Source organism: Marinobacter caseinilyticus, from assembly GCF_011074955.1.
GTDB classification, from domain to species: domain Bacteria; phylum Pseudomonadota; class Gammaproteobacteria; order Pseudomonadales; family Oleiphilaceae; genus Marinobacter; species Marinobacter caseinilyticus.
In genome coordinates this window covers 329,151-350,014 of record NZ_WUQJ01000018.1, presented here as the reverse complement: position 1 = coordinate 350,014, position 20,864 = coordinate 329,151, and the positions used below count along the sequence as shown (strand labels likewise).

Below are 20,864 nucleotides of genomic sequence, written 5' to 3'. Positions count from 1 at the left end.
GCTTCACGCTCCCTTCAAATCAAACATGAGTTAAAAAAAACGTCCGTGAATCAAGTAACCTTTTGGCCGATTCCTATTAGCCGGGTATTTGCGCCCGTAAACGGTGCAGGTCCGCTTCCGTATCGACGCCGGCCGGTGGTTTTTCACAGGCAATATCGACATGAATACGGGCGCCATTATGCAGCGCCCGGAGTTGCTCGAGCGACTCCGCCAGTTCCGCCGGTGCTGGCTGCCAAGTGACAAAATCTTTTAACAGCCCAACCCGATACCCGTAGATGCCAATGTGGCGATAGTAGCTCACCCCTTCAGGCATAGAGTATTGACGATCAATACTAGCCCATTCATTCCGGGCCCAGGGAATCGGCGCCCGGCTGAAATAATGCGCCATGCCCTGGAAGCCAAACACCACCTTTACCACATTGGGATTAAACAGAGTGTCCGCATCGGTAATTGATTCACACAGTGTCGCAATGGCTGCATCCGGATGCGCCTGCAGATTGGCAGCCACCTGATCGATCAGCGAGGGCGGGATTAGCGGCTCATCACCCTGCACATTGACAATTCGGGCGTCGGCGTCAAAGCCCAGCTTGCGGACAACCTCTTCCAACCGGTCAGTGCCGCTGACGTGGTTGGCAGATGTCATGACCACCTCGGCACCAAAGCCTTCACAAACCTGACGAATTCGATCGTCATCGGTCGCCACAACCACCCTTGAAGCCTGACTCATCGCGGCACGCTCACATACGTGCTGAACCATTGGCTTACCGCCAATATCCGCCAGAGGTTTACCTGGCAAACGTGTCGAGGCGTATCGAGCTGGAATCACCACCGTAAAAGACATGCTGACTTCCTGATTATTCGGTGAATGGTGTTGTGAACTAACGCGCCCCGAGACGTTCGTCCGTTGAGAGCGTGCGTGCTTCAACCGCCAGCATGACCGGAATACCTTCACGGATCGGGAAAGCCATCCCATCACCATGGCAAATCAGTTCCTGGCGCTCTCTATCCAGCTTTAACTCACCTTTACAGACCGGGCATGCCAACATTGCTAGTAATTTCTTGTCCATCGATTAATTCCTTGCTGACTCTATGAGATATCTTGTAACGCCCGCACCACCATTATTCACTCGGGCTACTTACCCGAATCCCGGCAACAGCGGACATCACCGACTTTTTGAAATGATCAGGAAAACTGGCGGATACCTCCAGCACCCAACAATCATCCTGCGCGAATGCCTTACATTTTACGGCGTCTTTCGCCGTCATCACCAGCACTTCACCCGGCGCGACGTTCAAGTCTTCCGGGGCGAAACGGTGATGGTCGGGAAATGCCTGGCCATTCACTCGCGCACCCAGGGCCGTCAGTGTGGAGAAAAACCGGCCTGGGTTGCCAATACCCGCCACGGCTTTGACCCGCTGCCCGGCAAGCCAGTCTACAGGACGGGTTTTTCCGGTTTGGAGGTGTCGGAGCAGCGTCGGGTTGAGAGTCATGACGTATTGGCTGGGGTGTTCGATACCCTCAACGGCCGAGCCATTGCAAACCACGAAATCGACCGTTGCGAGACGACTTCTGGGTTCCCGGAGTGGGCCGACAGGGATGGGAGCCCCATTGCCAAACCCCCGCTCGCCATCAAACACCACCACTTCAATGTCTCGCGGTAAGGCGTAGTGTTGCAGACCATCATCACAAATAAAGATGTTACCCAAATGCTGGCTTACGGCCCAGCGGGCCGCTCTTACCCGCTTTGGGTCGACAACAACCGGGCATCCCGTGATGGCAGCCAGCATCACCGGCTCATCACCCGCTTGGCTTGCTGGCGTATCCGGGCCTGCGAGCAGAGGGTATTGGGTGGCACGCGCGCCATAGCCGCGAGTTAAAATCACCGGGTGCCAGCCCTCGTCCTTTAACAAGGCTGCCAGCCAGGCGGTCAATGGCGATTTCCCTGTCCCGCCGGCGGTAATATTGCCAACCACGATCACCGGTGCGGGCAATGGGGGTTCGGATTCATTGGCTTTGAGCGCCCGCTTTCTGCGACGCCCGGCAATGGCCTGGTAGAGCCAGGCCAGTGGCCACAACATCCAGAGCGGTCGCCCGGTGCCATACCACAGGCGGTCAACCTGCCCCATCATGCCGGCTCGCTGAACTGCATTTGATGCAATTGGGCGTATGCCCCACCGGAGGCCAGTAATTCATCATGGCGACCGGATTCAATGATGCGCCCGGCGTCCATCACCAGAATTCGATCAGCGTTTTCAATCGTCGACAGGCGGTGTGCAATGACCAAAGTCGTACGCCCTTCCATGACAGTGTCCAGCGCGGCCTGTATATGGCGCTCCGATTCTGTATCCAGAGCAGACGTGGCCTCATCCAGAATCAGGATCGGCGCGTCTTTCAGCAGCGCCCGGGCAATCGCCAAACGCTGACGCTGACCACCGGACAGCATGACACCGTTGTCACCGATCATGGTGTCCAGCCCTTCCGGCATGCGATCAATAAACTCCAGCGCGTGGGCTTTGGCTGCGGCATCTCGAATCGCTTCCCGGCTGCAATCCCTGAGTGCTCCGTAGGCAATATTGGCGGCGATGGTGTCGTTGAACAGCACCACGCTTTGGGTCACCAGTGCAATCTGAGCCCGCAGGGCGTCCAATCGGTACTCCTTCAGAGAATGACCATCAATTTGAACATCACCATCGGAGTATTCGTAGAATCGAGGGAGCAGACTGACCAATGTCGATTTGCCGCTGCCCGAACGACCAACCAGGGCCACGCTTTGGCCGGCGGGAATGCTGATATTAATATCTTCCAAAACGTTATCGAGCTGATCCCGATACCGAAACGCGACATTGGCGAACTCGATGTCACCCTTCACCCGAGCGGGCGCGTAAGTGCCCTTATCCTCCTCCGGTTTTTCATCCATCGTACTGAAAACATCGTCGGCCGCCGCCACCCCTTTCTGAATCTTGGCATGAACGGAGGTAACCTGCCGGATCGGCTTGGCCATTGTGGTCGCTGCAGTAATAAAGGCGACCAGTTCGCCGGTCGACATCTCACCCCGAATTCCCGGCGCCAACATTGTCCAAACCAAAGCCGCAATCGCGAACGCAACCAATACCTGAATGACCGGCACACTGATGGCTTGGGCGGACGCCAGTTTCAGGCTCTGGGTGAGGTTGCGCTGGGAAACGTCCCCGAACCGCTGGCGCTCATAGTCTTCGCCACCAAAGGTGCGCACCACGCGATAACCACTGATGGATTCCGATGCCACATGGGTTATGTCCCCCATCGACCCCTGAATTCGCTGACTCAGCTTACGGAAGCGCTTGCTGGCGTAACTCACGACAAACCCGATAATGGGCCCGACTGCAATGAACACCAAAGTCAATTTCCAGTTGGTGTACAGCATAAAGCCCAACAAACCGACAATCGTCAGGCCTTCCCGCAGCGAGATCGTGATGGCATTGGTGGTGGCTTCCGCCACTTGCTCAACATTGAAGGTCAACTTGGATACCAGGCGGCCCGCCGCGTTGTCATCGAAATAGCGGGACGGCAAGGTCAGGAGCCTGTCGAACACTTCCGTACGGAGCGCATTGATCACCTGACGCCCGACATAGCTGATGAAGTATTGACTCATGAAGGTTCCGAGACCACGAAAAGCAAATACCCCGACGATTAAGCCAGTCAGCAGAATCCGATTTTGCTCGGTGGGATTCTCAATCGCGGTAATGACGTATTCCATTGCCGCCGCCATACCGGTGGAGGCGGCGGCGTAAATGACATTGCCAATCACAGCCAGCGTGAACGCCAGCCAGAACGGCTTAACATACGCCAGTAGTCGCTTGTAAGTCTCCCAATTGGAGCGTTCGTGACCTACCGGTGAGGTTTCAGGAGAGTCAACGCTCATCACCGGCCCGTTCTGTGGTAATACTGAGTTTCGCGAAGCCAAGCTTGCCCGCGATGTCCATGGCCCGAACCACAAACTCATGCGGTGTTCGCGCATCCGCGGTGATAATAAAGGGCATGCTGGTGTCGCCTGCGGCCAGCTCTTTCACGGCGCGCTGCAAGGTCTCACGCTGATTATTAACCAGCGTACGATCGTTTACCACGTACTGCCCTTCGGCGTTGATCACCACATCAACCTGCTTGACCTCAGAGGTGGCTGGTTCGCCATTGGCTTCGGGCAGATCAACCTGGAGATGGCTTTCACGGGTGAACGTTGTCGACACCATGAAAAATATCAGCAGCAGGAAAACAACGTCGATCAGCGGTGTAAGATCAACCCCGACTTCCTGACTTCTCTGGCGCTTAAACTTCACGGCGCTCAGGCTCCTTCAACGTCAATTTCGCGGTCTCCGTGGACCACTTCAACCAGCTTGATAGCCTCTTGTTCCATACTGACTACCAGCTCATCCACACGGCGGATAAAATAACGGTGGCAAATCAGGGCAGGAATAGCGACGCTCAAACCCGCGGCCGTTGTCATCAACGCCTCGGAGATACCGCCCGCCAGGTTACCGGCATCGCCGACTCCGGCAAGCTGAATTTCCGCAAATACTTTGATCATGCCGATGACCGTTCCAAGCAAGCCCAACAAGGGTGTAATGGTCGCCACGGTGCCCAGCGGGTTAAGGAAACGTTCCAGTTCATGAATGACCTGGCTGGCTTCATGCTCAATGCTTTCTTTCATGATTTCGCGGCCATGCTTGGCGTTCATCAGCCCGCTGGCCAATACTCGTCCGAGCGGCGAAGATCCCTGCAATGCCTTCAGTTTCCGCCCATTCAGTTCTTTCTTCTTTATCCAGCGCCACAATTCGTTGATGGTAGACTGAGGCGCAATTCTGGTTGCACGCAGAGTCCAGAATCGTTCCAGAATAATGGCAAGGGCAAGTATGGAACAGGCAACAATCGGCACCATGATGATGCCACCCGCTTTCAAGAGCTCGAACACGCTTGGTCTCCCTGATTAGTAACAAGCCGCGCTACTTTAGCATAGCCATGGCGTTAGGCCACACCCTCACCGGGCTTTCCAATGTTCCGCAACCGGCGCGATCCAGAACGGCGCCTGCGTCCGCCATTCCGTGATGGATACTCCGGTGTCGGACAGACCCAGCCTGAGCGCTCCGGAAAAGGCGGTGTTGAGCTGCCTGGCACCAACAGCCGCGAAGCGCGCTACGACATTTGGGTGCGGATGACCGTATCTATGCCGGTATCCGGCACTGTAGATCACCGTATCCGGCCGCAAGATATCCAGCCACAGTGGGTCGGATGAGGTGTCGCTGCCATGATGTGCGGCGATCAGAATTCGGTGCTTGCTGGCATGTGACGTCAATGAAGCCGGAATCTGGCGTTCAATGTCCCTGGAACTGTCGCCGGGCAACACGATCATCACGTCCCGAAAACGAACGACAGCAACACAAGAGGCATCGTTGCTATTACCCGCCTTGCCGGGTTCGCGTGGGGCTTGCCAGAGTTCAACTTTCGCATCTCCGACATGAAGCTTATGCCCTGGCCGACAGGGCTGCACGGTTATTGAAGAATCACGCTCCGGCAGGCTGGCGGCTATGCGCCGGGGTTCTCCGGAGATTGTTTTTTCCACCGGAAAATTTTTATAGAGTGACGCAAGACCGCCGGAATGGTCGGAGTCGCCATGACTGAGAATCAACGTATTGATTCGCCTGACTCCCAACAGACCCAGATTGGGTTTGAGGACAGTGTCCACCGCAGAATAGCCTGACGGCGTTGCCGGGCCAGAATCGTAGAGCAATACTTGGTCCCTGTGACGAAACATCACCGACAAGCCCTGCCCCACATCCCAAACCCACAGTTCAGGTTCGCTGACCAAGCGATTGTTGGCGGCCTCGCCTGCGAGGGTGGAGAGCCCCAACCATCCGAGGAATAATCCAATAGCACCCCACCTGGCACCTGCGACGGGAAACACCAGTCCCACCAGAGTCAGCGCGGCAAAGGCGACTGCAACGGTTACGGAGCCAGTCAATGCTGGCACCGGGGCCTCCGCGAGCCACGACAGCACCCACCACAGTGCGCCCACTACGCCATCAAAGACCTCGCCCACCAGGCCGGATAGACCGGGCATGAACACCAGCACACAGACGCCGATCATCAGCACGGGCATCACCACCAACGACACCCAGGGAATCGCCACCAGGTTTGCCAACCAACCTGCCGCCACCGGCGCCTGCTCCATGGCGCCGAGAACCGGCCAGAGTGCGGCGAATACCGCGCATTGGGCAACCACCAGCCCTGCCAGAGCGTGCAGTGCTGCCAGACGAGCTGAAAAAGTGATCATCAGGACAGCGACAGCGGTAAAGGAGAGCCAGAAACCCCGATCCAAAGGAGCAAACGGATCCGTCAGCAACACCAGGCCCAATGCCATGAGCCAACCACTCCAAATGCCGACCTGCCGCGCCCTGAACAACATCCAGCCTGCCACGACCACCATAATCAGGGCGCGCTGGGTTGGCACCGTGAATCCGGCAGCTAGCGCATAGAGCAAACTTCCCCCCACCACAGCGATGTAGCAGACCGCACGCCGAGTCGATGGGGACAACCAGTGCTGCGGCAGTCGCACCAACCCGTATCGAAAAACAATCCCCACACCAAGAGCCACCAGACCAATGTGTAAGCCTGAGATAGCCACCAGATGAATGGTGCCCGTGGCCTGCAACGTTCGCCAGTGATCAGGGGTCATGTGTCCACGCTGGCCAATCAACAGGGCTTCCACCAGAGGGTAATGGTCGGTCTGTCCCAGCGCCGTCTCTAACCGGTCTGCCAGCAGAGTTCGCCACTGATGATACCGGCAATCAAGGCTGCAACTGACCGAGGGAGCGTGTTGCATGGACCTGACCGTGCCGGTGGCCCGGTAACCATGGCGGAACAACCACGTTTCGTAGCGAAAACCGCCAGGATTGACGGCACCGTGGGGTTGTTTGAGCGACACCGCAAGTGTCATCAGGTGTGGTAACTTGAGAGTAGCGTTTTCCCCATACCACGCTAATTTCAGGGTATCAGGAAGTTCATTCTCGGTATCTTGTGGCAGTGAAAACCACTGAGTCACACAAAAAGTGAACCGAACACTGCGATAGACACCGGGCGAGGGAATGTCACACAAATAACCCTCGACCGATAGCTCACGCCCTTCAAGCGCAGCGGGAAGCGACATATTCTGGCGATCTGCTATGTGCCAGCCCGCCCATAAGGCACCAAAGACCAGACTGGCAAAAACGCCAGAGGATACCGAGATAGATGACTTCTTTTGGGTAAGCGTCAGGAACAACAGAGCCATCAAAGTCAAAATCAGGCCAGCCCAAGGTGGCAGCGGCCCGCTGCAATACAGTAAGATGACGCCGCACGAAAACGCAGCAATCCTTGCTCGCACAATTTACTCCTGGGACGATCCTTGTCCTTTCGACGAATTCTCACGGCTCGGCATCTATAATCCAGCTGAACCACACTAAACAGGCAGCCCGTCGACATGCCGAAGAAGTTCATGAAGCGCTATTTGCCGACACCCGAAAAAGTACGGTCGATCCGTTCGCTGCACTTTCTCGGTGATATTCTGCATGAGCCCAATTTGTGGCACATCAACCGGCACGGCGTCTCACGCGCTTTTTTTATCGGTATCTTCTGGTGTTTCGTACCGATGCCATTCCAGATGGTGGCAGCGGCCTTCTTTGCCATTTGGTTCAACGCCAATTTGCCGTTGTCGGTCGCACTGGTCTGGATCAGTAATCCGCTCACCATGCCGCCCATTTTTTATTTCAATTACAAAATAGGCGCCTGGATTTTAGGTAGGCCGGTGATCACATTTGAGTTTCAGCTCAATTGGTCGTGGATCAGTCACCGGATTGTCGAAATTGGGATACCGCTGTATTTCGGCTCAATCATCGTCGCCACCGTCGGCGCTTGCGTCAGCTACCTGGTTATCCAGTTTTTATGGCGTCGCAAGATTCGCTCAGACTGGAGCAAACGGCGGCAGGTTCGGCCCACTGCCTGACCGAACCTTTAATTGACAAGCGTTACCAACTGCCCCTGTTCAAGTCGCAATACTCGCCCCAAGCTCTGTGCCATGGTCATATCGTGGGTTACCACCACAAAGGCAATACCCAGCCGATCACGCAACGACTCTATTAACCTCCGTACGCCCTCACCGGTCTGCTCATCCAGATTGCCAGTAGGCTCGTCCATGAGCACGCACTCGGGTTCATTGACCAACGCCCTCGCAATCGCCACCCGCTGGCGCTCGCCACCGGAAAGCTCACCTGGCTTGTGCGCGACTCTGGCTTCCAGCCCGACCTGTGCCAGCATCAGCGCGGCCCGACTCTTTGCTTCCCGGACCGACATGCCCCCCAAAGTGCATGGCAGCATGACGTTTTCCAACGCCGTGAACTCGGGCAACAAATGATGGAATTGGTATACGAACCCCAGATATCGATTCCGGAACCGCGCCCGCGCGGCCTCCGACAACTTGTGTATCTCCTGCCCGCAAATTTCGATGTGCCCGGTAGACGGCTTATCCAGGCCGCCCAACAGGTTGAGCAATGTCGTCTTACCGGCACCACTGCTGCCTACAATGGCCACGGTTTCGCCCGCGCCCACCTGCAGCGAAATATCAGAAAAAATCGTTAGCTTTCCGGGACCTTCTTTGTACGTGCGGGTGATTTTCTCACACTCGATCACCCATTTGCCCGAAACTGGCGACGGATTGGAATTACTCATAGCGGAGGGCCTCCACCGGATCAATGCGCGAAGCACGCCATGCCGGATAAATGGTCGCAAGCAGGCTCATGGCCATGCCCGAGCCACTGATAATCAATACATCTGCCCACTGAAGTTGCGAAGGTAAGTAACTGATGAAGTACACATCTGCATTCAGAAATTGCTGCCCCCAGATACTCTCAATCCAACTGATGAAAGCACTGATGTTATTGGCCCCCAACACGCCCAGCGTAGTGCCCACCAAGGTGCCAAAAATACCAATAACCGCCCCCTGAACAATGAAAATCCGCATGATACGACCAGGAGTGGCACCCATTGTCCGCAGTATCGCAATATCGGCGGTTTTATCCGTCACCACCATCACCAGCGTTGACACGATATTGAACGCCGCCACGGCCACGATAAACATCAACAGCAGACCGATCATGGTTTTTTCCATTCGGATGGCCTGAAACAAATTGCCATGGGTTCGTGTCCAGTCAGACACATAGTACCGACCACCCAGACTTCGCGCTGCCTCCTCGGCCACCTTTGGTGCCTTGAAAAGATCATCCACCAGGATACGAACGCCCTGGGCTTTGCCTCCCGTGCGCATCAGCTTGGCCGCATCGTCCATGTGAACCAGGGTGTAATTGCCATCCAGCTCAGCGCCAACACTGAAGATGCCCTTTACGGTAAAGCGCTTTAACCTGGGCAACACACCGGCAGGCGTTACGGATGCCTCCGGCAATACCACCGTCACCCGGTCTCCGATCTGCAACCGCAGATTGGCCGCCAGCAATTTGCCAACAATGATACCGAATTCACCGGACCTAAGATCGTCAAGCCGCCCCTGGACCATATGGTCTTCAATAATGGAAACGGTGCGCTCTTCGTCCGGCAGAATCCCATTCAGCGCAACGCCCCGGACATTGCCACCACCGGTGACCATACCCTGCCCCTGAATGAAGGGGGCAGCCGCCAAGATGGATGGGTGATTGCTGACATTAAGATCAACGCTCTGCCAGTCGTCCAGCAAATCGTCGCCCTGAATTACCGCGTGCGGCACCATGCCGAGGATTCGCTGTTTAAGCTCCCGGTCAAAGCCGTTCATTACAGACAACACGATGATCAGCACAGCGATGCCCAGCATCAGGCCAATCATGGAGGTCAGCGAGATGAAGGAGATAAAGTGATTTCGCCGTTTGGCAGCGGTGTATCGCAAGCCGATGTACAACGATAATGGTTTGAACATGTGGAGGAGCCTACCGCTGCCCGGTTATAGTCATGAAAAACGCCACCGGGGCACAGGCCCGTCGGAAGCTGCTAAACTTGTGTTACAAAACAAAAAACACATCATTAACGGAGTGCCAATGCCTGCCACACCGCCCTCGGAACGACGCGATTACTTTCGTATCGAAGACCTGATAGGACTTGAGTACCGACGTTACAAACCGAGCCAAAACGTTCCTGCCGACCCATTCGGTGACGGCCACCTGGATGGGCTTAAAGCCGAACTACGCAAGCTTGACACGGACGTCCGCAATCATCTCGCCAGCCTTTCTGAAAAAGACCGTCTGCTGACGACACTCCTCAAGTCGCTCAATGGTAAGGTAGATACGCTGGCGCGCATTATGGCCTTTGAGCAAAATCCGTTGCAACCGGAGGACTGGCAAGAGGTGACCCTCAGCGAAGGCGGGATTGCATTCGTTGCCCCCGACAATGCGCTGACGGTGGGTGACGCAATTGCGCTTCGAATGACACTGCCACCAGAACTGTACCGCCCCCAGGCACTGGCCCGTGTTATTGACTCACAGCCCTGCGGCTCTGGCGGCACAAGGGTTCACGCTGAATTCACTGACATCCATGATCTCGCACGACAACACATCGCCCGTCATGTAATGCGCTGGCAAATCCGTCAAAGACAACAGCAGGGAGAATCCTCGTAAGATCAAAAGATGGCGGCAAGTGGCTTGTTTTATTAAGATTACGCTTTGTACACATCGACCAAATACACCGACACTGGGACCGGTCTTGGATACAATTTTGTCACCCGAGTCCATCAGACGATAATCTGGAGCCAGGCAATAATGAAAAAAACCACCAGCATGATTCGAAAGGCAGTAACGGCTTCCCTCACACTGGGCCTGCTGTTTTTCGCGTTGACCAGCAGTGCCGAACAGGTCGCTGTGCCAATCATGTCGCAATCAGAACGCAGTAATATTGACGTCCCCCGCACCGGTCAGGCCCACTCGGCAGTCGAAGCCCGGTTTGGCGCTCCCAAAGACATCAAGGGTCCGGTCGGCACCCCACCTATCACACAATGGTTTTATGATGATTTTGTCGTCTATTTTGAAGGCGATAAAGTGATCCATACCGTATTAAAACCGAAACGCTGATTAAAAAGTGGGGGTTGGCTGAAAAAACTGAGTCACAGCCCTGACGCGAGCAAGTTCTATCAGTAGAATGACGTGTTTACGCTGCCTCGGCAGCGCCGAATTTTCGCCCCACATGTTGCGGTGTCCGGATGCCCATGATCTGGAGGAACCAGACACCCGATTAAGCTTTTAGCTAAGGTGATTAAGATTTGAGCACGACACGTCTGATGCCAGCCGAATGGGCGCCGCAAAGCGCCATAATGCTGACCTGGCCGCACGCTGATACGGACTGGCGAGAGATTCTTTCTGAAGTTGAGCCGGTGTTTTTCGACATCGCCCGGGCCACGCTGCGTTTTCAGCATGTGCTCATCAGTTGCGAAGATGGCCATCGTGCGAATGAACTTGCCCTTGAATTGAACCGCTACGCTGCAGACCAGCAACTGCCCGGTAGAGTGTGTGCATGGCAGGCGCCGGCGGATGACACGTGGGCGCGCGATCACGGGCCACTGGCCATTGAAAGCCAGGACGGTCTGCAGTTGTGCGATTTCCGGTTCAATGCCTGGGGGGGCAAGTTTCCTCATGCCAAAGACAATGCCCTAAATCAGGTACTTGCCAGTAAGGGTGCGTTTGGTCGGACGCCCCTGATGTCAGTCGACTTCGTGCTGGAGGGCGGGTCGCTGGAATCAGACGGCGAAGGCACATTTCTCACCACCAGTGAATGCCTGTTGGCCCCGTCCCGCAACCCGTCGCACGATAGAACCCGCATTGAAAAACTGCTAGCGGAGACCTTGGGCAGCGAGCGTGTGTTGTGGCTCAACCATGGCTATTTGGCCGGTGACGACACCGATAGCCACATAGACACACTGGCCAGATTCTGCGCCCCTGACCACATTTGCTACGTTCGTTGTGATGACGAACAGGACGAGCACTACGGCGCCCTCGCCGCAATGGAGGAAGAGCTTCAGCAATTTCGACGCGCCGACAACGTCACCCCTTATCGCCTGACCCCGCTGCCCTGGCCCGACCCTCTGTTTGACGCTGATGGCGAGCGCCTACCCGCCACCTACGCCAACTTCCTGATTATCAACGGTGCCGTTCTCGTGCCTGTCTACGGTGTGCCCCAGGATGACGAAGCGGTGCAAATACTGGCAGGGGCATTTAACGACAGGGAAATAATTCCTATCCCGTGCCGCCCATTGATTGCTCAACATGGCAGCCTGCATTGTGTCACCATGCAGCTACCCGCAGGAGTCGTGTCGCTATGAGTTTGCCAGCCGATCTCAATGTGGCGGCCGTTCAGCAAACGTGTAACGCAGACAAAGACATCAGCCTTGAAACAACCGAGCGGCTGGTGCGGCAAGCGTCACAGGGCGGCGCTCAATTAATCGTGTTGCAGGAACTTCATGCCACACTGTATTTCTGCCAAACCGAGGATACAACGGTTTTTGAACTGGCCGAGCCGATCCCTGGCCCTACCAGTCGACGCCTTTCGTCACTGGCAGCCGAACTTGGCGTGGTGATTGTTGGATCGATCTTTGAGCGCCGAATGAATGGTGTTTACCACAACACGGCAGTGGTGTTCGAATCGGACGGCTCCATAGCCGGCAGCTACCGGAAAATGCATATCCCGGACGACCCTGGCTTTTACGAGAAATTCTATTTTACTCCGGGGGATGCAACAACCAACACCGGACACAATGGCTTTACCCCCATTGATACATCCGTTGGGCGGCTGGGTGTTCTGGTGTGCTGGGACCAATGGTATCCCGAAGCGGCCCGGCTGATGGCTCTGGCCGGCGCCGATGTGCTGATCTACCCGACGGCTATCGGATGGGACGTGACCGACGACACCGCCGAACAGGCGCGGCAACTGGACGCCTGGGTAACGGTTCAGCGCGGCCACGCCGTCGCCAACAACCTGCCGGTGATCGCGCCAAACCGCATAGGCACGGAACCTGACCCCTCACAGCAGGGCGAAGGCATTACGTTCTGGGGCAATAGTTTTATCTGCGGGCCCCAGGGCGAATTTCTTGCGCGCGCAGATAAAGACAGTGAAACCTTGCTTACGGCCACTCTGGACCGCAACCGCAGTGAATCGATTCGCCGGATCTGGCCTTACTTCCGTGATCGGCGTATCGACGCCTATGGCGATATTCTGAAACGGGTTAGGGACTGAGCACTCTATGAAAAAACTGACCGACGCGACGGTCGCCCAACTCAATAACATTTTATTGGGCAAGGACAAGCAGGTGAGACTGTCGCTGTGTGGGTTGCTTGCGCGCGGCCACCTGCTCATTGAAGACATCCCGGGAATGGGCAAAACCACCCTGTCCCATGCACTGGCAAGAGTCACCGGGCTGAGTTATCAACGCATCCAGTTTACCAGTGACCTGCTACCCGCTGATGTGCTTGGTTTTTCCATGTACGACAAGGAAGCCGGCGCACTGGTCTTCCACAAGGGTCCTATCTTCGCTCAGGTGGTGTTGGCCGACGAAATCAATCGGGCCTCTCCCCGAACTCAAAGCGCATTATTGGAAGCCATGGAAGAGCAGCAGGTGTCTATCGAAGGTGAAACTCGCCCCTTGCCCAAGCCTTTTTTCGTTATCGCCACCCAAAACCCTCTTGAGCAGGGCGGCACCTACCCGTTACCGGAATCCCAACTTGACCGTTTTCTCATGCGCCTTAGATTGGGGTACCCTGATCCGAGGGCGGAGCGAGAACTTCTTGAGGGCGAAGATCGCCGGACGTTGACGGCCAAAATGCAGCCACAACTCAGCCACAGTGACCTCAAGACCCTGCAGGATGCGGTGAGCCGTGTGAGCACCAGCCCCGCGCTGCTGGACTATGTCCAACGCCTGCTTGATCATAGTCGCCGGATGCCCGGCGTGGTCTATGGTCTGTCACCTAGAGCCGGCCTCGGGCTGGTCAGGGCAGCCCGGGCCTGGGCCCTGATGGATGGCCGCCACCATGTTCTGCCCGATGATATTCAGGCGGTATTCCCTTCGGTCGCTGAACACCGCCTGGAACAGGGTGAAGCCGGCAAAAGCGTGGAGCGAGTCCGCGAACTGCTCAATACCGTGCCCGTCATTGCGTAAATAGCAGCAATTTATCAACCAGATTAGCCAAATCAAATAGCTCAAACACTAAGCCATGGTAGGCTCACCGCCCTGCCGCTTATAATCGATTCATGATCACATCCGCCCTGATGCTGACAACTGACAGCACAGTATGCGGAACCAGTAATGAGAGACTGACAATGACAGCAAGCAAACATTCCCGCCTGATCATCCTTGGCTCCGGTCCGGCTGGCTATACAGCCGCCGTCTACGCCGCCCGCGCCAACCTGAAGCCAACCCTGATCACCGGCATTGAAGTCGGCGGCCAGCTGACCACCACAACCGACGTCGATAACTGGCCGGGTGACAATGATGGTGTGCAGGGCCCTGAACTGATGCAGCGTATGCTTAAGCACGCGGAACGGTTTGAAACCCAAGTCATTTACGACACGATCAATGAAGTCGATGTACAGTCGCGCCCGTTCAAGCTCAAGGGTGACAGCGGCGAGTTTACCTGTGACTCACTGATTATTGCGACTGGCGCCACCGCCATGTACCTCGGTCTTGATTCCGAGGAAGCCTTCAAGGGTAAAGGTGTCTCAGCGTGCGCCACCTGTGACGGCTTTTTCTATCGCAAACAAAAAGTTGCGGTTATTGGTGGCGGCAACACCGCGGTAGAAGAAGCGCTGTACTTGTCCAATATTGCCGACGAAGTGACCCTGGTCCACCGTCGCGACAGTTTGCGCGCGGAAAAAATTCTTCAGGATAAACTCTTTGAAAAAGCGAAAAACGGCAACGTCCGTTTAATCTGGGACCATACACTGGATGAAGTGCTGGGCGATGAAACCGGAGTCACCGGTATGCGCATCAAGAGCACCCATAGCGATACTACCCAGGACATTGACCTGGCGGGCGTCTTCATAGCCATTGGTCACAAGCCCAATACAGACCTGTTTCAAGGCCAGTTAGCGATGGAAAACGGCTACCTGACGATTCAGTCCGGTCTCGAAGGCATGGCAACCCAAACCAGTGTTCCAGGCGTGTTCGCGGCAGGCGATGTGGCTGATCATGTCTATCGCCAGGCGGTCACCTCTGCTGGTTTTGGCTGCATGGCGGCACTCGATGCCGAGCGGTTTCTCGATCAGCAAGACTGAGCGAGTCATTGCGGACACCGCGGGCGTCAAAGTTACCCTCTGCCTTGACGTCCGAGCCGGGACACTAGGCGCAAAACCATGACCTCTCTACCATGGATAGACAGCGACGACCTGTGGTTTCCACCCGCCGAGCAAGCACTCGATGAACCCGATGGCTTGCTTGCACTGGGCGGAGACCTGTCTCAGGAACGGCTGCTACTTGCCTACCACAGCGGTATTTTCCCTTGGTACAGCGACGAGCAACCGATCCTGTGGTGGTCTCCCGACCCTCGCTGCGTGCTGTTTCCGGACGAGGTTCATATCTCTCGTAGTTTGCGACGGACCCTCAACCAGGGTCGATTCCGGGTCACGACCGATCGTGCCTTTAACCAAGTAATCCAGCATTGTGCCGCTCGTCGAGAAGGCACCTGGATTACCCCGGAAATGATGACCGCTTACCGGCAGCTTCATGTCCAGGGAATAGCGCATTCGTTTGAGGCCTGGAATAGTGACGGCAAGCTGGTCGGCGGGCTTTATGGTATTGCACTGGGGCGCTGCTTCTTCGGTGAATCCATGTTTTCCCTGGAGCCCAATGCCTCAAAAGTGCTGCTGGTGACCATTGCCCACCAACTAGGTTTGTGGGGCTATAAAATGATGGACTGCCAGGTCGAAAGTGGCCATTTGTTACGAATGGGCGCCCGCACCATTCCACGCTCAGACTTTTTATCTATACTCAGTAATAACGTGGACTCACAACCTGACCAGGACTCATGGTCCATCCGTTGGCGGTGGCCGGGAGCAATGGTCAAACATGGTGAATAGATCGGCTCAGGGGTTCGGCACATGAGCAGCCTGAAAACTCTCGTATTTTTTGCAACACCACCACATGATTGCAGCTATCTCGATGATCGGGATGCGACCACTATGTTTGTTGACCCGCGGGCCACCGTTGATAAAAAATTGTACTCACAGCTGACAGCGCTCGGGTTTCGGCGCAGCGGCTCGCACTATTACCGTCCCCATTGTGAACACTGCAGTGCGTGCATTCCGGTCAGGTTGAACGTTAACCACTTTCGTCCGGATCGCGGGCAGCGTCGGGTTGTGCGTCAGAACGAAGACCTAACCTTTAACCTGGTGCGGGCTGAGTTAACCGAAGCCTATTATGAGTTGTACGCACGGTATATTGAGCAGAGGCACCATGATGGTGATATGTACCCACCCTCCCGGGAGCAGTTTTCATCGTTCCTCGTGGAGGGTGCCACGGAAAGTTATTTCCTGGAAATGCGTAAAAATAAGACCCTGATCGGTTTGGCTGTTATCGACGCTCTCGACGATGGCCTTTCCGCCATTTACACAGTGTTTGACCCCGATGAGGAGCACCGAAGTTTGGGCACCATGGCTGTACTTTGGCAAATTGACGAAGCCAGGCGCTGCCAACTGCCTTACCTCTATCTGGGCTATTGGATTCGGGAGTGTCGCAAAATGAGTTACAAGACTCGCTTTCGGCCTATAGAAGCGCTGCTTAACGGACATTGGCAAACCCTTCCAAACGATGGGTGAATGGGTCTGACCGCGTGTCCGCGAACCACCACAATTGATTAAAATGTTGGCGTTTTTTTGCCAAACGCCGGTAATTCAGGCAGAATTGCGCAATTTAAAATTACACAAAAGCGAAAAAGTAGCCGCGAACTCCTAGACGACCGATATCATTGGGCTGGTTCCGATTTGGTTTTTAGTCGTATCCCGGTTAGAACACGTGGCTACTCGCAGTTAACGAACATCACAAGCGATTATAAAAGCGAGGTTTTTACTGAATGGCGAAATCAGATGTCATTGAAATGGAAGGGGTTATAATAGATACCCTGCCCAACACCATGTTCCGGGTCGAGCTCAGCAACGGCCATGTGGTGACAGCTCATATTTCCGGCAAAATGCGCAAGAACTACATTCGGATTTTGACCGGTGATAAGGTCAAAGTTGAATTGACCCCTTATGACCTTTCGAAGGGTCGTATTGTGTACCGCGCCCGTTAAAGCCGATGTGACATCAAAGAAGCCCCTCTTTCGGGGCTTTTTTTTATGGCGGACTTCCCTGCAACCACCACACTTCTCCAAAAAAAAAGTCTCAACCCTGATCGGTTGAGACTTCTATTCATCTCCGTCTCTATCTGAGACACAGAACACTCTCTAAGCTAGACGGCTTCCGCAGGTTCGTTCTCGTACTGAAATACCAGCTCATCACCTTCAAGCCGTACGTGCACCTCGCCCCCATTTTCTGACAGGCTACCGAACAATATTTGCTCGGCCAGTGGTCGTTTGATCTTATCCTGAATCAAGCGAGACATTGGGCGTGCACCCATCTTAACGTCATAACCCTTGTCCGCAAGCCAGAGTTTCGCGGGCTCATCAACATGCAGGACAACGCGCTTCTCATCCAATTGCGCCTGCAGTTCGGTGAGGAATTTGTCGACAACATGAGTAATGGTTTCTCTCTGCAGATCGGCAAACTGGATTATGCCATCCAGGCGGTTACGGAATTCCGGGGTGAAGGTCTTGGTGATGACCTCCATACCGTCCGAACTATGATCCTGTTCACTGAACCCGATAGAGCGACGAGCCATATTTTCAGCCCCGGCATTGGTTGTCATGACAAGAATCACATGACGGAAGTCCGCTTTGCGGCCATTGTTGTCGGTCAGCGTGCCATGATCCATTACCTGCAGCAGCAGATTGAACACTTCTGGATGCGCCTTTTCAATCTCATCCAGCAACAACACGCAGTGAGGGTGTTTACTCACCGACTCGGTCAGCAAGCCGCCCTGATCAAACCCGACATAACCCGGAGGCGCACCGATCAAACGCGACACGGTGTGACGCTCCATGTACTCAGACATGTCAAACCGAACCAATTCAATCCCCAGCACCTTCGCAAGCTGACGTGTTACTTCGGTTTTACCAACGCCCGTGGGACCTGCGAACAAGAACGCACCTTCAGGCTTCTCCGGGGCCTTCAAGCCGGCCCGAGCAAGCTTGATGGCGGTAGACAAAGACTCAATTGCCCGATCTTGACCGAAGACCACCATTTTGAGATCACGCTCGAGGTTGCGCAGCAGATCTTTATCACTGGACGACACGTTCTTCGGCGGAATTCGCGCGATGGTTGCAACGACGTCTTCGATGGCCGACACACCAATTACTTTTTTGCGCTTGGCGGCTGGCATGAGTCGTTGCCTTGCCCCGGCTTCGTCGATGACATCAATCGCTTTGTCGGGCAAATGCCGATCGGTTATGTAACGCTCGGCCAGCTCGGCCGCAACCCGCAGCGCCTTATCGGTGTACTTCAGGTCGTGGTGCTTTTCAAAGTGAGGCTTCAACCCCTTGAGAATCTGGTACGTATCTTCGACGCTCGGCTCGTTCACGTCTATTTTCTGGAAGCGACGTGCAAGCGCACTGTCTTTCTCAAAAATTCCGCGGAACTCAGAGAATGTTGTTGAGCCAATGCACCGAATTTCGCCCGAGCCCAGCATTGGCTTGAGCAGGTTTGAGGCATCCATGACGCCACCCGATGCTGAACCCGCTCCGATGATGGTATGAATTTCGTCAATAAACAGGATGGCATGCTTCTCTTTCTTAAGATCCGCCAACAACCCTTTCAGTCGTTTTTCAAAATCACCGCGGTATTTTGTTCCGGCCAGCAGCGCCCCGAGATCCAGCGAGTAAACAATCGCATCGGAAATAATCTCTGGCACTTGACCGTCCACGATGCGGCGGGCCAAACCTTCGGCAATGGCCGTTTTACCGACACCGGCCTCGCCCACCAACAGTGGGTTGTTTTTACGGCGACGGACCAGTATCTGCACGACACGCTCAACCTCGTGTTCGCGCCCAATCAGTGGGTCAATCCGACCCAGGCGCGCCTGTTCGTTCAAATTGGTGGCGTAGCTCTCCAAGGGCTTAGACGAACTACCCTCTTCTCCAGCTTCTTCGTGAGACGCCTGATCGGCCGCTCCCTCCTGATCTTCCGCGCCCTGAACCCGTGAAATCCCATGAGACACAAAATTCACCACATCAATGCGGGCTATATTCTGTTTTTTCAGAACATAAACCGCCTGGCTTTCCTGCTCACTGAAAATTGCCACAAGAACATTCGCCCCGGTAACCTCTTTCTTACCGGAGGACTGCACATGAAATACAGCCCTCTGCAGGACACGCTGGAAGCCCAGTGTTGGCTGGGTTTCTCGCTCGCTGTCGCTGCTGGGAATCAAAGGGGTTGTGGAATCAACGAACTCCACCAGCTCTTCCTGCAGCCGCTGCAAATCAGCGCCACAGGCCTTGAGAACGCCCAGAGCGGAGTCGTTGTCCAGTAATGCCAGCAAAAGGTGCTCGACGGTCATGAATTCATGACGTTTGTCGCGCGCACTTTTAAAGGCGGTATTCAGCGTAATTTCAAGATCTTTGCTAAGCATATGCCACCCCAAGGTTTGTCAGTCCGCACGTTCAATCTCGCAAAGCAGAGGGTGCTCGCACTCCGAGGAATACTGATTCACCTGTGCCGCTTTCGTTTCCGCGATGTCGCGGGTAAATACCCCACAGACGGCTTTTCCCTGCGTATGGACGAGCAGCATTACCTGCGTCGCCTTCTCTTCGTTCATACCAAAGAACGTCATCAGTACGTCAACGACAAAATCCATGGGCGTATAGTCGTCGTTCAGTAGCAAGACCCTGAAGCGGGCGGGCCGCTTTAAAGCAGGCTTGGCCGGAGCAACGCTGAGGTCATCCTGACGCCCTGGTTCATCATTGCCCTCCTGATTTAATACTAGTAGAGAATTCTCGATAGTCCGCATGATTCTTTACCGAATGTCGGTGCCTTTGCATAAGATGGTTGTAAGGGTGACTGATTTCAAGGACCCCCCGTAAGCTTATCCTATGATAACGCCTCAGCCCCTGTCGCAACCAGAGATTTGGGTATTGACTCTGGGCGATTATTGGTCAACAGTTACCCTGGAAATGTAAATTTGTGTTAAGTCGTACAGGGTTTATGTAGTCAAGCCGACTGGGTTTCCGGGTATAGGCGCTCCTGGACAAAGCTCTCGGTCACTCAGTCTCTCAGAAAAACGGCTTACCGACTCGAATAATAATGATGGGTAATGACAGAACAAGGGAGTTCAACATGCCTACAGGCAAAGTAAAATGGTTCAACAACGCCAAGGGTTATGGCTTCATTATCGAAGAAGGATGTAGCGACGATTTGTTTGCACATTTTTCATCCGTGCAAATGGAGGGCTATAAAACCCTTAAAGCCGGCCAAGCGGTCACGTTTGACAAGAAGCCAAGTGACAAGGGCGTCCACGCAGTCAATATTGTTCCGGTAGAACAGCCTCAAAAACAATCCTCCAGTGCGGGTGAGCAATCCGATGCACCAGAGGAAGAGGACTCTGCACTTCCGGATCATCCGCGTGCCGTAAACGCTTAAGTTGATTGATCTTGGTGCCAGGCATTACAGCGCAGCGATGTGAACGCGCTCACAATGGCCTAGCGTGGGAAAAACAACTTTGGGTGCTCCGCCACTGAGCCAGAGCAATGGA

General features: G+C 54.9%; 22 protein-coding genes. 11 read left to right on the top strand and 11 right to left on the bottom strand.

Going from position 1 to position 20,864, the window contains the following annotated elements; all coding sequences use genetic code 11:
• Positions 1-76: 76 nt before the first annotated feature.
• From kdsB to GRX64_RS08360, 7 genes are all read right to left on the bottom strand, one after another.
• Positions 77-841: a 3-deoxy-manno-octulosonate cytidylyltransferase gene (gene kdsB, locus GRX64_RS08390; protein ID WP_166265909.1), complete on the bottom strand. Its 765-nt coding sequence runs from the start codon at positions 839-841 to the stop codon at positions 77-79.
• A gap of 37 nt (positions 842-878) precedes the next feature.
• Entirely contained in the window at positions 879-1,067 is a 189-nt protein-coding gene (locus tag GRX64_RS08385) for a Trm112 family protein (RefSeq protein ID WP_166265905.1), read from the bottom strand.
• A gap of 52 nt (positions 1,068-1,119) precedes the next feature.
• Positions 1,120-2,130 (bottom strand): tetraacyldisaccharide 4'-kinase, encoded by a 1,011-nt coding sequence (gene lpxK / locus GRX64_RS08380; protein WP_166265902.1) that lies wholly within the window; start codon positions 2,128-2,130, stop codon positions 1,120-1,122.
• Positions 2,127-3,902, bottom strand: a complete 1,776-nt coding sequence (gene msbA / locus GRX64_RS08375; RefSeq protein WP_166265899.1) for a lipid A export permease/ATP-binding protein MsbA — start codon at positions 3,900-3,902, stop codon at positions 2,127-2,129. The genes lpxK and msbA overlap by 4 nt, the downstream gene beginning before the upstream one ends.
• The gene (locus GRX64_RS08370) at positions 3,892-4,314 is read right to left on the bottom strand and encodes an ExbD/TolR family protein (protein WP_166265896.1); all 423 of its coding nucleotides are present in this window, start codon (positions 4,312-4,314) and stop codon (positions 3,892-3,894) included. Before GRX64_RS08370 ends, msbA begins: the two co-directional genes overlap by 11 nt.
• 5 nt (positions 4,315-4,319) lie before the next feature.
• The gene (locus GRX64_RS08365; protein ID WP_166265894.1) at positions 4,320-4,946 is read right to left on the bottom strand and encodes a MotA/TolQ/ExbB proton channel family protein; all 627 of its coding nucleotides are present in this window, start codon (positions 4,944-4,946) and stop codon (positions 4,320-4,322) included.
• 66 nt (positions 4,947-5,012) lie between these two features.
• Positions 5,013-7,394, bottom strand: a complete 2,382-nt coding sequence (locus GRX64_RS08360; RefSeq protein WP_282433943.1) for a DNA internalization-related competence protein ComEC/Rec2 — start codon at positions 7,392-7,394, stop codon at positions 5,013-5,015.
• Between the two features lie 96 nt (positions 7,395-7,490).
• Between GRX64_RS08360 and GRX64_RS08355 the strand changes: the two genes are divergently transcribed.
• Entirely contained in the window at positions 7,491-8,012 is a 522-nt protein-coding gene (locus GRX64_RS08355; protein WP_166265888.1) for a DUF2062 domain-containing protein, read from the top strand.
• 8 nt (positions 8,013-8,020) lie between these two features.
• Here GRX64_RS08355 and lolD read toward each other — a convergent pair whose 3' ends face one another.
• A complete protein-coding gene (gene lolD, locus GRX64_RS08350; protein WP_166265885.1) occupies positions 8,021-8,734 on the bottom strand; it encodes a lipoprotein-releasing ABC transporter ATP-binding protein LolD in 714 nt (237 codons plus the stop codon).
• Positions 8,727-9,968, bottom strand: coding sequence for a lipoprotein-releasing ABC transporter permease subunit (locus GRX64_RS08345; protein WP_166265882.1), 1,242 nt, complete (start codon positions 9,966-9,968; stop codon positions 8,727-8,729). Before GRX64_RS08345 ends, lolD begins: the two co-directional genes overlap by 8 nt.
• A 118-nt stretch (positions 9,969-10,086) precedes the next feature.
• Here GRX64_RS08345 and GRX64_RS08340 point away from each other — a divergent pair, with 118 nt between their 5' ends.
• From GRX64_RS08340 to infA, 9 genes are all read left to right on the top strand, one after another.
• Positions 10,087-10,662, top strand: a complete 576-nt coding sequence (locus tag GRX64_RS08340) for a PilZ domain-containing protein (protein ID WP_166265879.1) — start codon at positions 10,087-10,089, stop codon at positions 10,660-10,662.
• A 141-nt stretch (positions 10,663-10,803) separates the two neighbouring features.
• Positions 10,804-11,112 (top strand): hypothetical protein, encoded by a 309-nt coding sequence (locus tag GRX64_RS08335; protein WP_166265876.1) that lies wholly within the window; start codon positions 10,804-10,806, stop codon positions 11,110-11,112.
• Between the two features lie 206 nt (positions 11,113-11,318).
• The gene (locus tag GRX64_RS08330; protein ID WP_166266084.1) at positions 11,319-12,356 is read left to right on the top strand and encodes an agmatine deiminase family protein; all 1,038 of its coding nucleotides are present in this window, start codon (positions 11,319-11,321) and stop codon (positions 12,354-12,356) included.
• Positions 12,353-13,267 carry a carbon-nitrogen hydrolase gene (locus tag GRX64_RS08325; protein ID WP_166265873.1) on the top strand — a complete coding sequence of 305 codons (915 nt, stop codon included), beginning with the start codon at positions 12,353-12,355 and terminating at the stop codon, positions 13,265-13,267. The genes GRX64_RS08330 and GRX64_RS08325 overlap by 4 nt, the downstream gene beginning before the upstream one ends.
• A 7-nt stretch (positions 13,268-13,274) precedes the next feature.
• A complete protein-coding gene (locus GRX64_RS08320; RefSeq protein WP_166265870.1) occupies positions 13,275-14,186 on the top strand; it encodes an AAA family ATPase in 912 nt (303 codons plus the stop codon).
• A 161-nt stretch (positions 14,187-14,347) separates the two neighbouring features.
• Positions 14,348-15,301: a thioredoxin-disulfide reductase gene (gene trxB / locus GRX64_RS08315; protein ID WP_166265867.1), complete on the top strand. Its 954-nt coding sequence runs from the start codon at positions 14,348-14,350 to the stop codon at positions 15,299-15,301.
• Positions 15,302-15,379: 78 nt separating this feature from the next.
• Complete coding sequence (gene aat, locus GRX64_RS08310) at positions 15,380-16,102, top strand: leucyl/phenylalanyl-tRNA--protein transferase (protein WP_166265864.1); 723 nt, start codon at positions 15,380-15,382, stop codon at positions 16,100-16,102.
• Positions 16,103-16,123: 21 nt separating this feature from the next.
• Entirely contained in the window at positions 16,124-16,840 is a 717-nt protein-coding gene (locus tag GRX64_RS08305; protein WP_166265861.1) for an arginyltransferase, read from the top strand.
• A 254-nt stretch (positions 16,841-17,094) separates the two neighbouring features.
• Positions 17,095-17,313 (top strand): translation initiation factor IF-1, encoded by a 219-nt coding sequence (gene infA / locus GRX64_RS08300; RefSeq protein ID WP_014421226.1) that lies wholly within the window; start codon positions 17,095-17,097, stop codon positions 17,311-17,313.
• A gap of 158 nt (positions 17,314-17,471) precedes the next feature.
• Here infA and clpA read toward each other — a convergent pair whose 3' ends face one another.
• Positions 17,472-19,745, bottom strand: coding sequence for an ATP-dependent Clp protease ATP-binding subunit ClpA (gene clpA / locus GRX64_RS08295; protein ID WP_166265859.1), 2,274 nt, complete (start codon positions 19,743-19,745; stop codon positions 17,472-17,474).
• 18 nt (positions 19,746-19,763) lie between these two features.
• Complete coding sequence (clpS, locus tag GRX64_RS08290) at positions 19,764-20,123, bottom strand: ATP-dependent Clp protease adapter ClpS (RefSeq protein ID WP_166265857.1); 360 nt, start codon at positions 20,121-20,123, stop codon at positions 19,764-19,766.
• A gap of 326 nt (positions 20,124-20,449) precedes the next feature.
• Here clpS and cspD point away from each other — a divergent pair, with 326 nt between their 5' ends.
• Positions 20,450-20,752 (top strand): cold shock domain-containing protein CspD, encoded by a 303-nt coding sequence (gene cspD / locus GRX64_RS19705; protein WP_166265854.1) that lies wholly within the window; start codon positions 20,450-20,452, stop codon positions 20,750-20,752.
• Positions 20,753-20,864 lie beyond the last annotated feature (112 nt).

What these genes read in the sequence shown, in the direction of transcription:
- kdsB (WP_166265909.1), bottom strand. Translation starts at nt 841, where the DNA reads ATGTCTTTTACGGTGGTGATTCCAGCTCGATACGCCTCGACACGTTTG.
- GRX64_RS08385 (WP_166265905.1), bottom strand. Translation starts at nt 1,067, where the DNA reads ATGGACAAGAAATTACTAGCAATGTTGGCATGCCCGGTCTGTAAAGGT.
- lpxK (WP_166265902.1), bottom strand. Translation starts at nt 2,130, where the DNA reads ATGATGGGGCAGGTTGACCGCCTGTGGTATGGCACCGGGCGACCGCTC.
- msbA (WP_166265899.1), bottom strand. Translation starts at nt 3,902, where the DNA reads ATGAGCGTTGACTCTCCTGAAACCTCACCGGTAGGTCACGAACGCTCC.
- GRX64_RS08355 (WP_166265888.1), top strand. Translation starts at nt 7,491, where the DNA reads ATGCCGAAGAAGTTCATGAAGCGCTATTTGCCGACACCCGAAAAAGTA.
- lolD (WP_166265885.1), bottom strand. Translation starts at nt 8,734, where the DNA reads ATGAGTAATTCCAATCCGTCGCCAGTTTCGGGCAAATGGGTGATCGAG.
- GRX64_RS08345 (WP_166265882.1), bottom strand. Translation starts at nt 9,968, where the DNA reads ATGTTCAAACCATTATCGTTGTACATCGGCTTGCGATACACCGCTGCC.
- GRX64_RS08340 (WP_166265879.1), top strand. Translation starts at nt 10,087, where the DNA reads ATGCCTGCCACACCGCCCTCGGAACGACGCGATTACTTTCGTATCGAA.
- GRX64_RS08335 (WP_166265876.1), top strand. Translation starts at nt 10,804, where the DNA reads ATGAAAAAAACCACCAGCATGATTCGAAAGGCAGTAACGGCTTCCCTC.
- GRX64_RS08330 (WP_166266084.1), top strand. Translation starts at nt 11,319, where the DNA reads ATGCCAGCCGAATGGGCGCCGCAAAGCGCCATAATGCTGACCTGGCCG.
- GRX64_RS08325 (WP_166265873.1), top strand. Translation starts at nt 12,353, where the DNA reads ATGAGTTTGCCAGCCGATCTCAATGTGGCGGCCGTTCAGCAAACGTGT.
- GRX64_RS08320 (WP_166265870.1), top strand. Translation starts at nt 13,275, where the DNA reads ATGAAAAAACTGACCGACGCGACGGTCGCCCAACTCAATAACATTTTA.
- trxB (WP_166265867.1), top strand. Translation starts at nt 14,348, where the DNA reads ATGACAGCAAGCAAACATTCCCGCCTGATCATCCTTGGCTCCGGTCCG.
- aat (WP_166265864.1), top strand. Translation starts at nt 15,380, where the DNA reads ATGACCTCTCTACCATGGATAGACAGCGACGACCTGTGGTTTCCACCC.
- GRX64_RS08305 (WP_166265861.1), top strand. Translation starts at nt 16,124, where the DNA reads ATGAGCAGCCTGAAAACTCTCGTATTTTTTGCAACACCACCACATGAT.
- infA (WP_014421226.1), top strand. Translation starts at nt 17,095, where the DNA reads ATGGCGAAATCAGATGTCATTGAAATGGAAGGGGTTATAATAGATACC.
- clpA (WP_166265859.1), bottom strand. Translation starts at nt 19,745, where the DNA reads ATGCTTAGCAAAGATCTTGAAATTACGCTGAATACCGCCTTTAAAAGT.
- clpS (WP_166265857.1), bottom strand. Translation starts at nt 20,123, where the DNA reads ATGCGGACTATCGAGAATTCTCTACTAGTATTAAATCAGGAGGGCAAT.
- cspD (WP_166265854.1), top strand. Translation starts at nt 20,450, where the DNA reads ATGCCTACAGGCAAAGTAAAATGGTTCAACAACGCCAAGGGTTATGGC.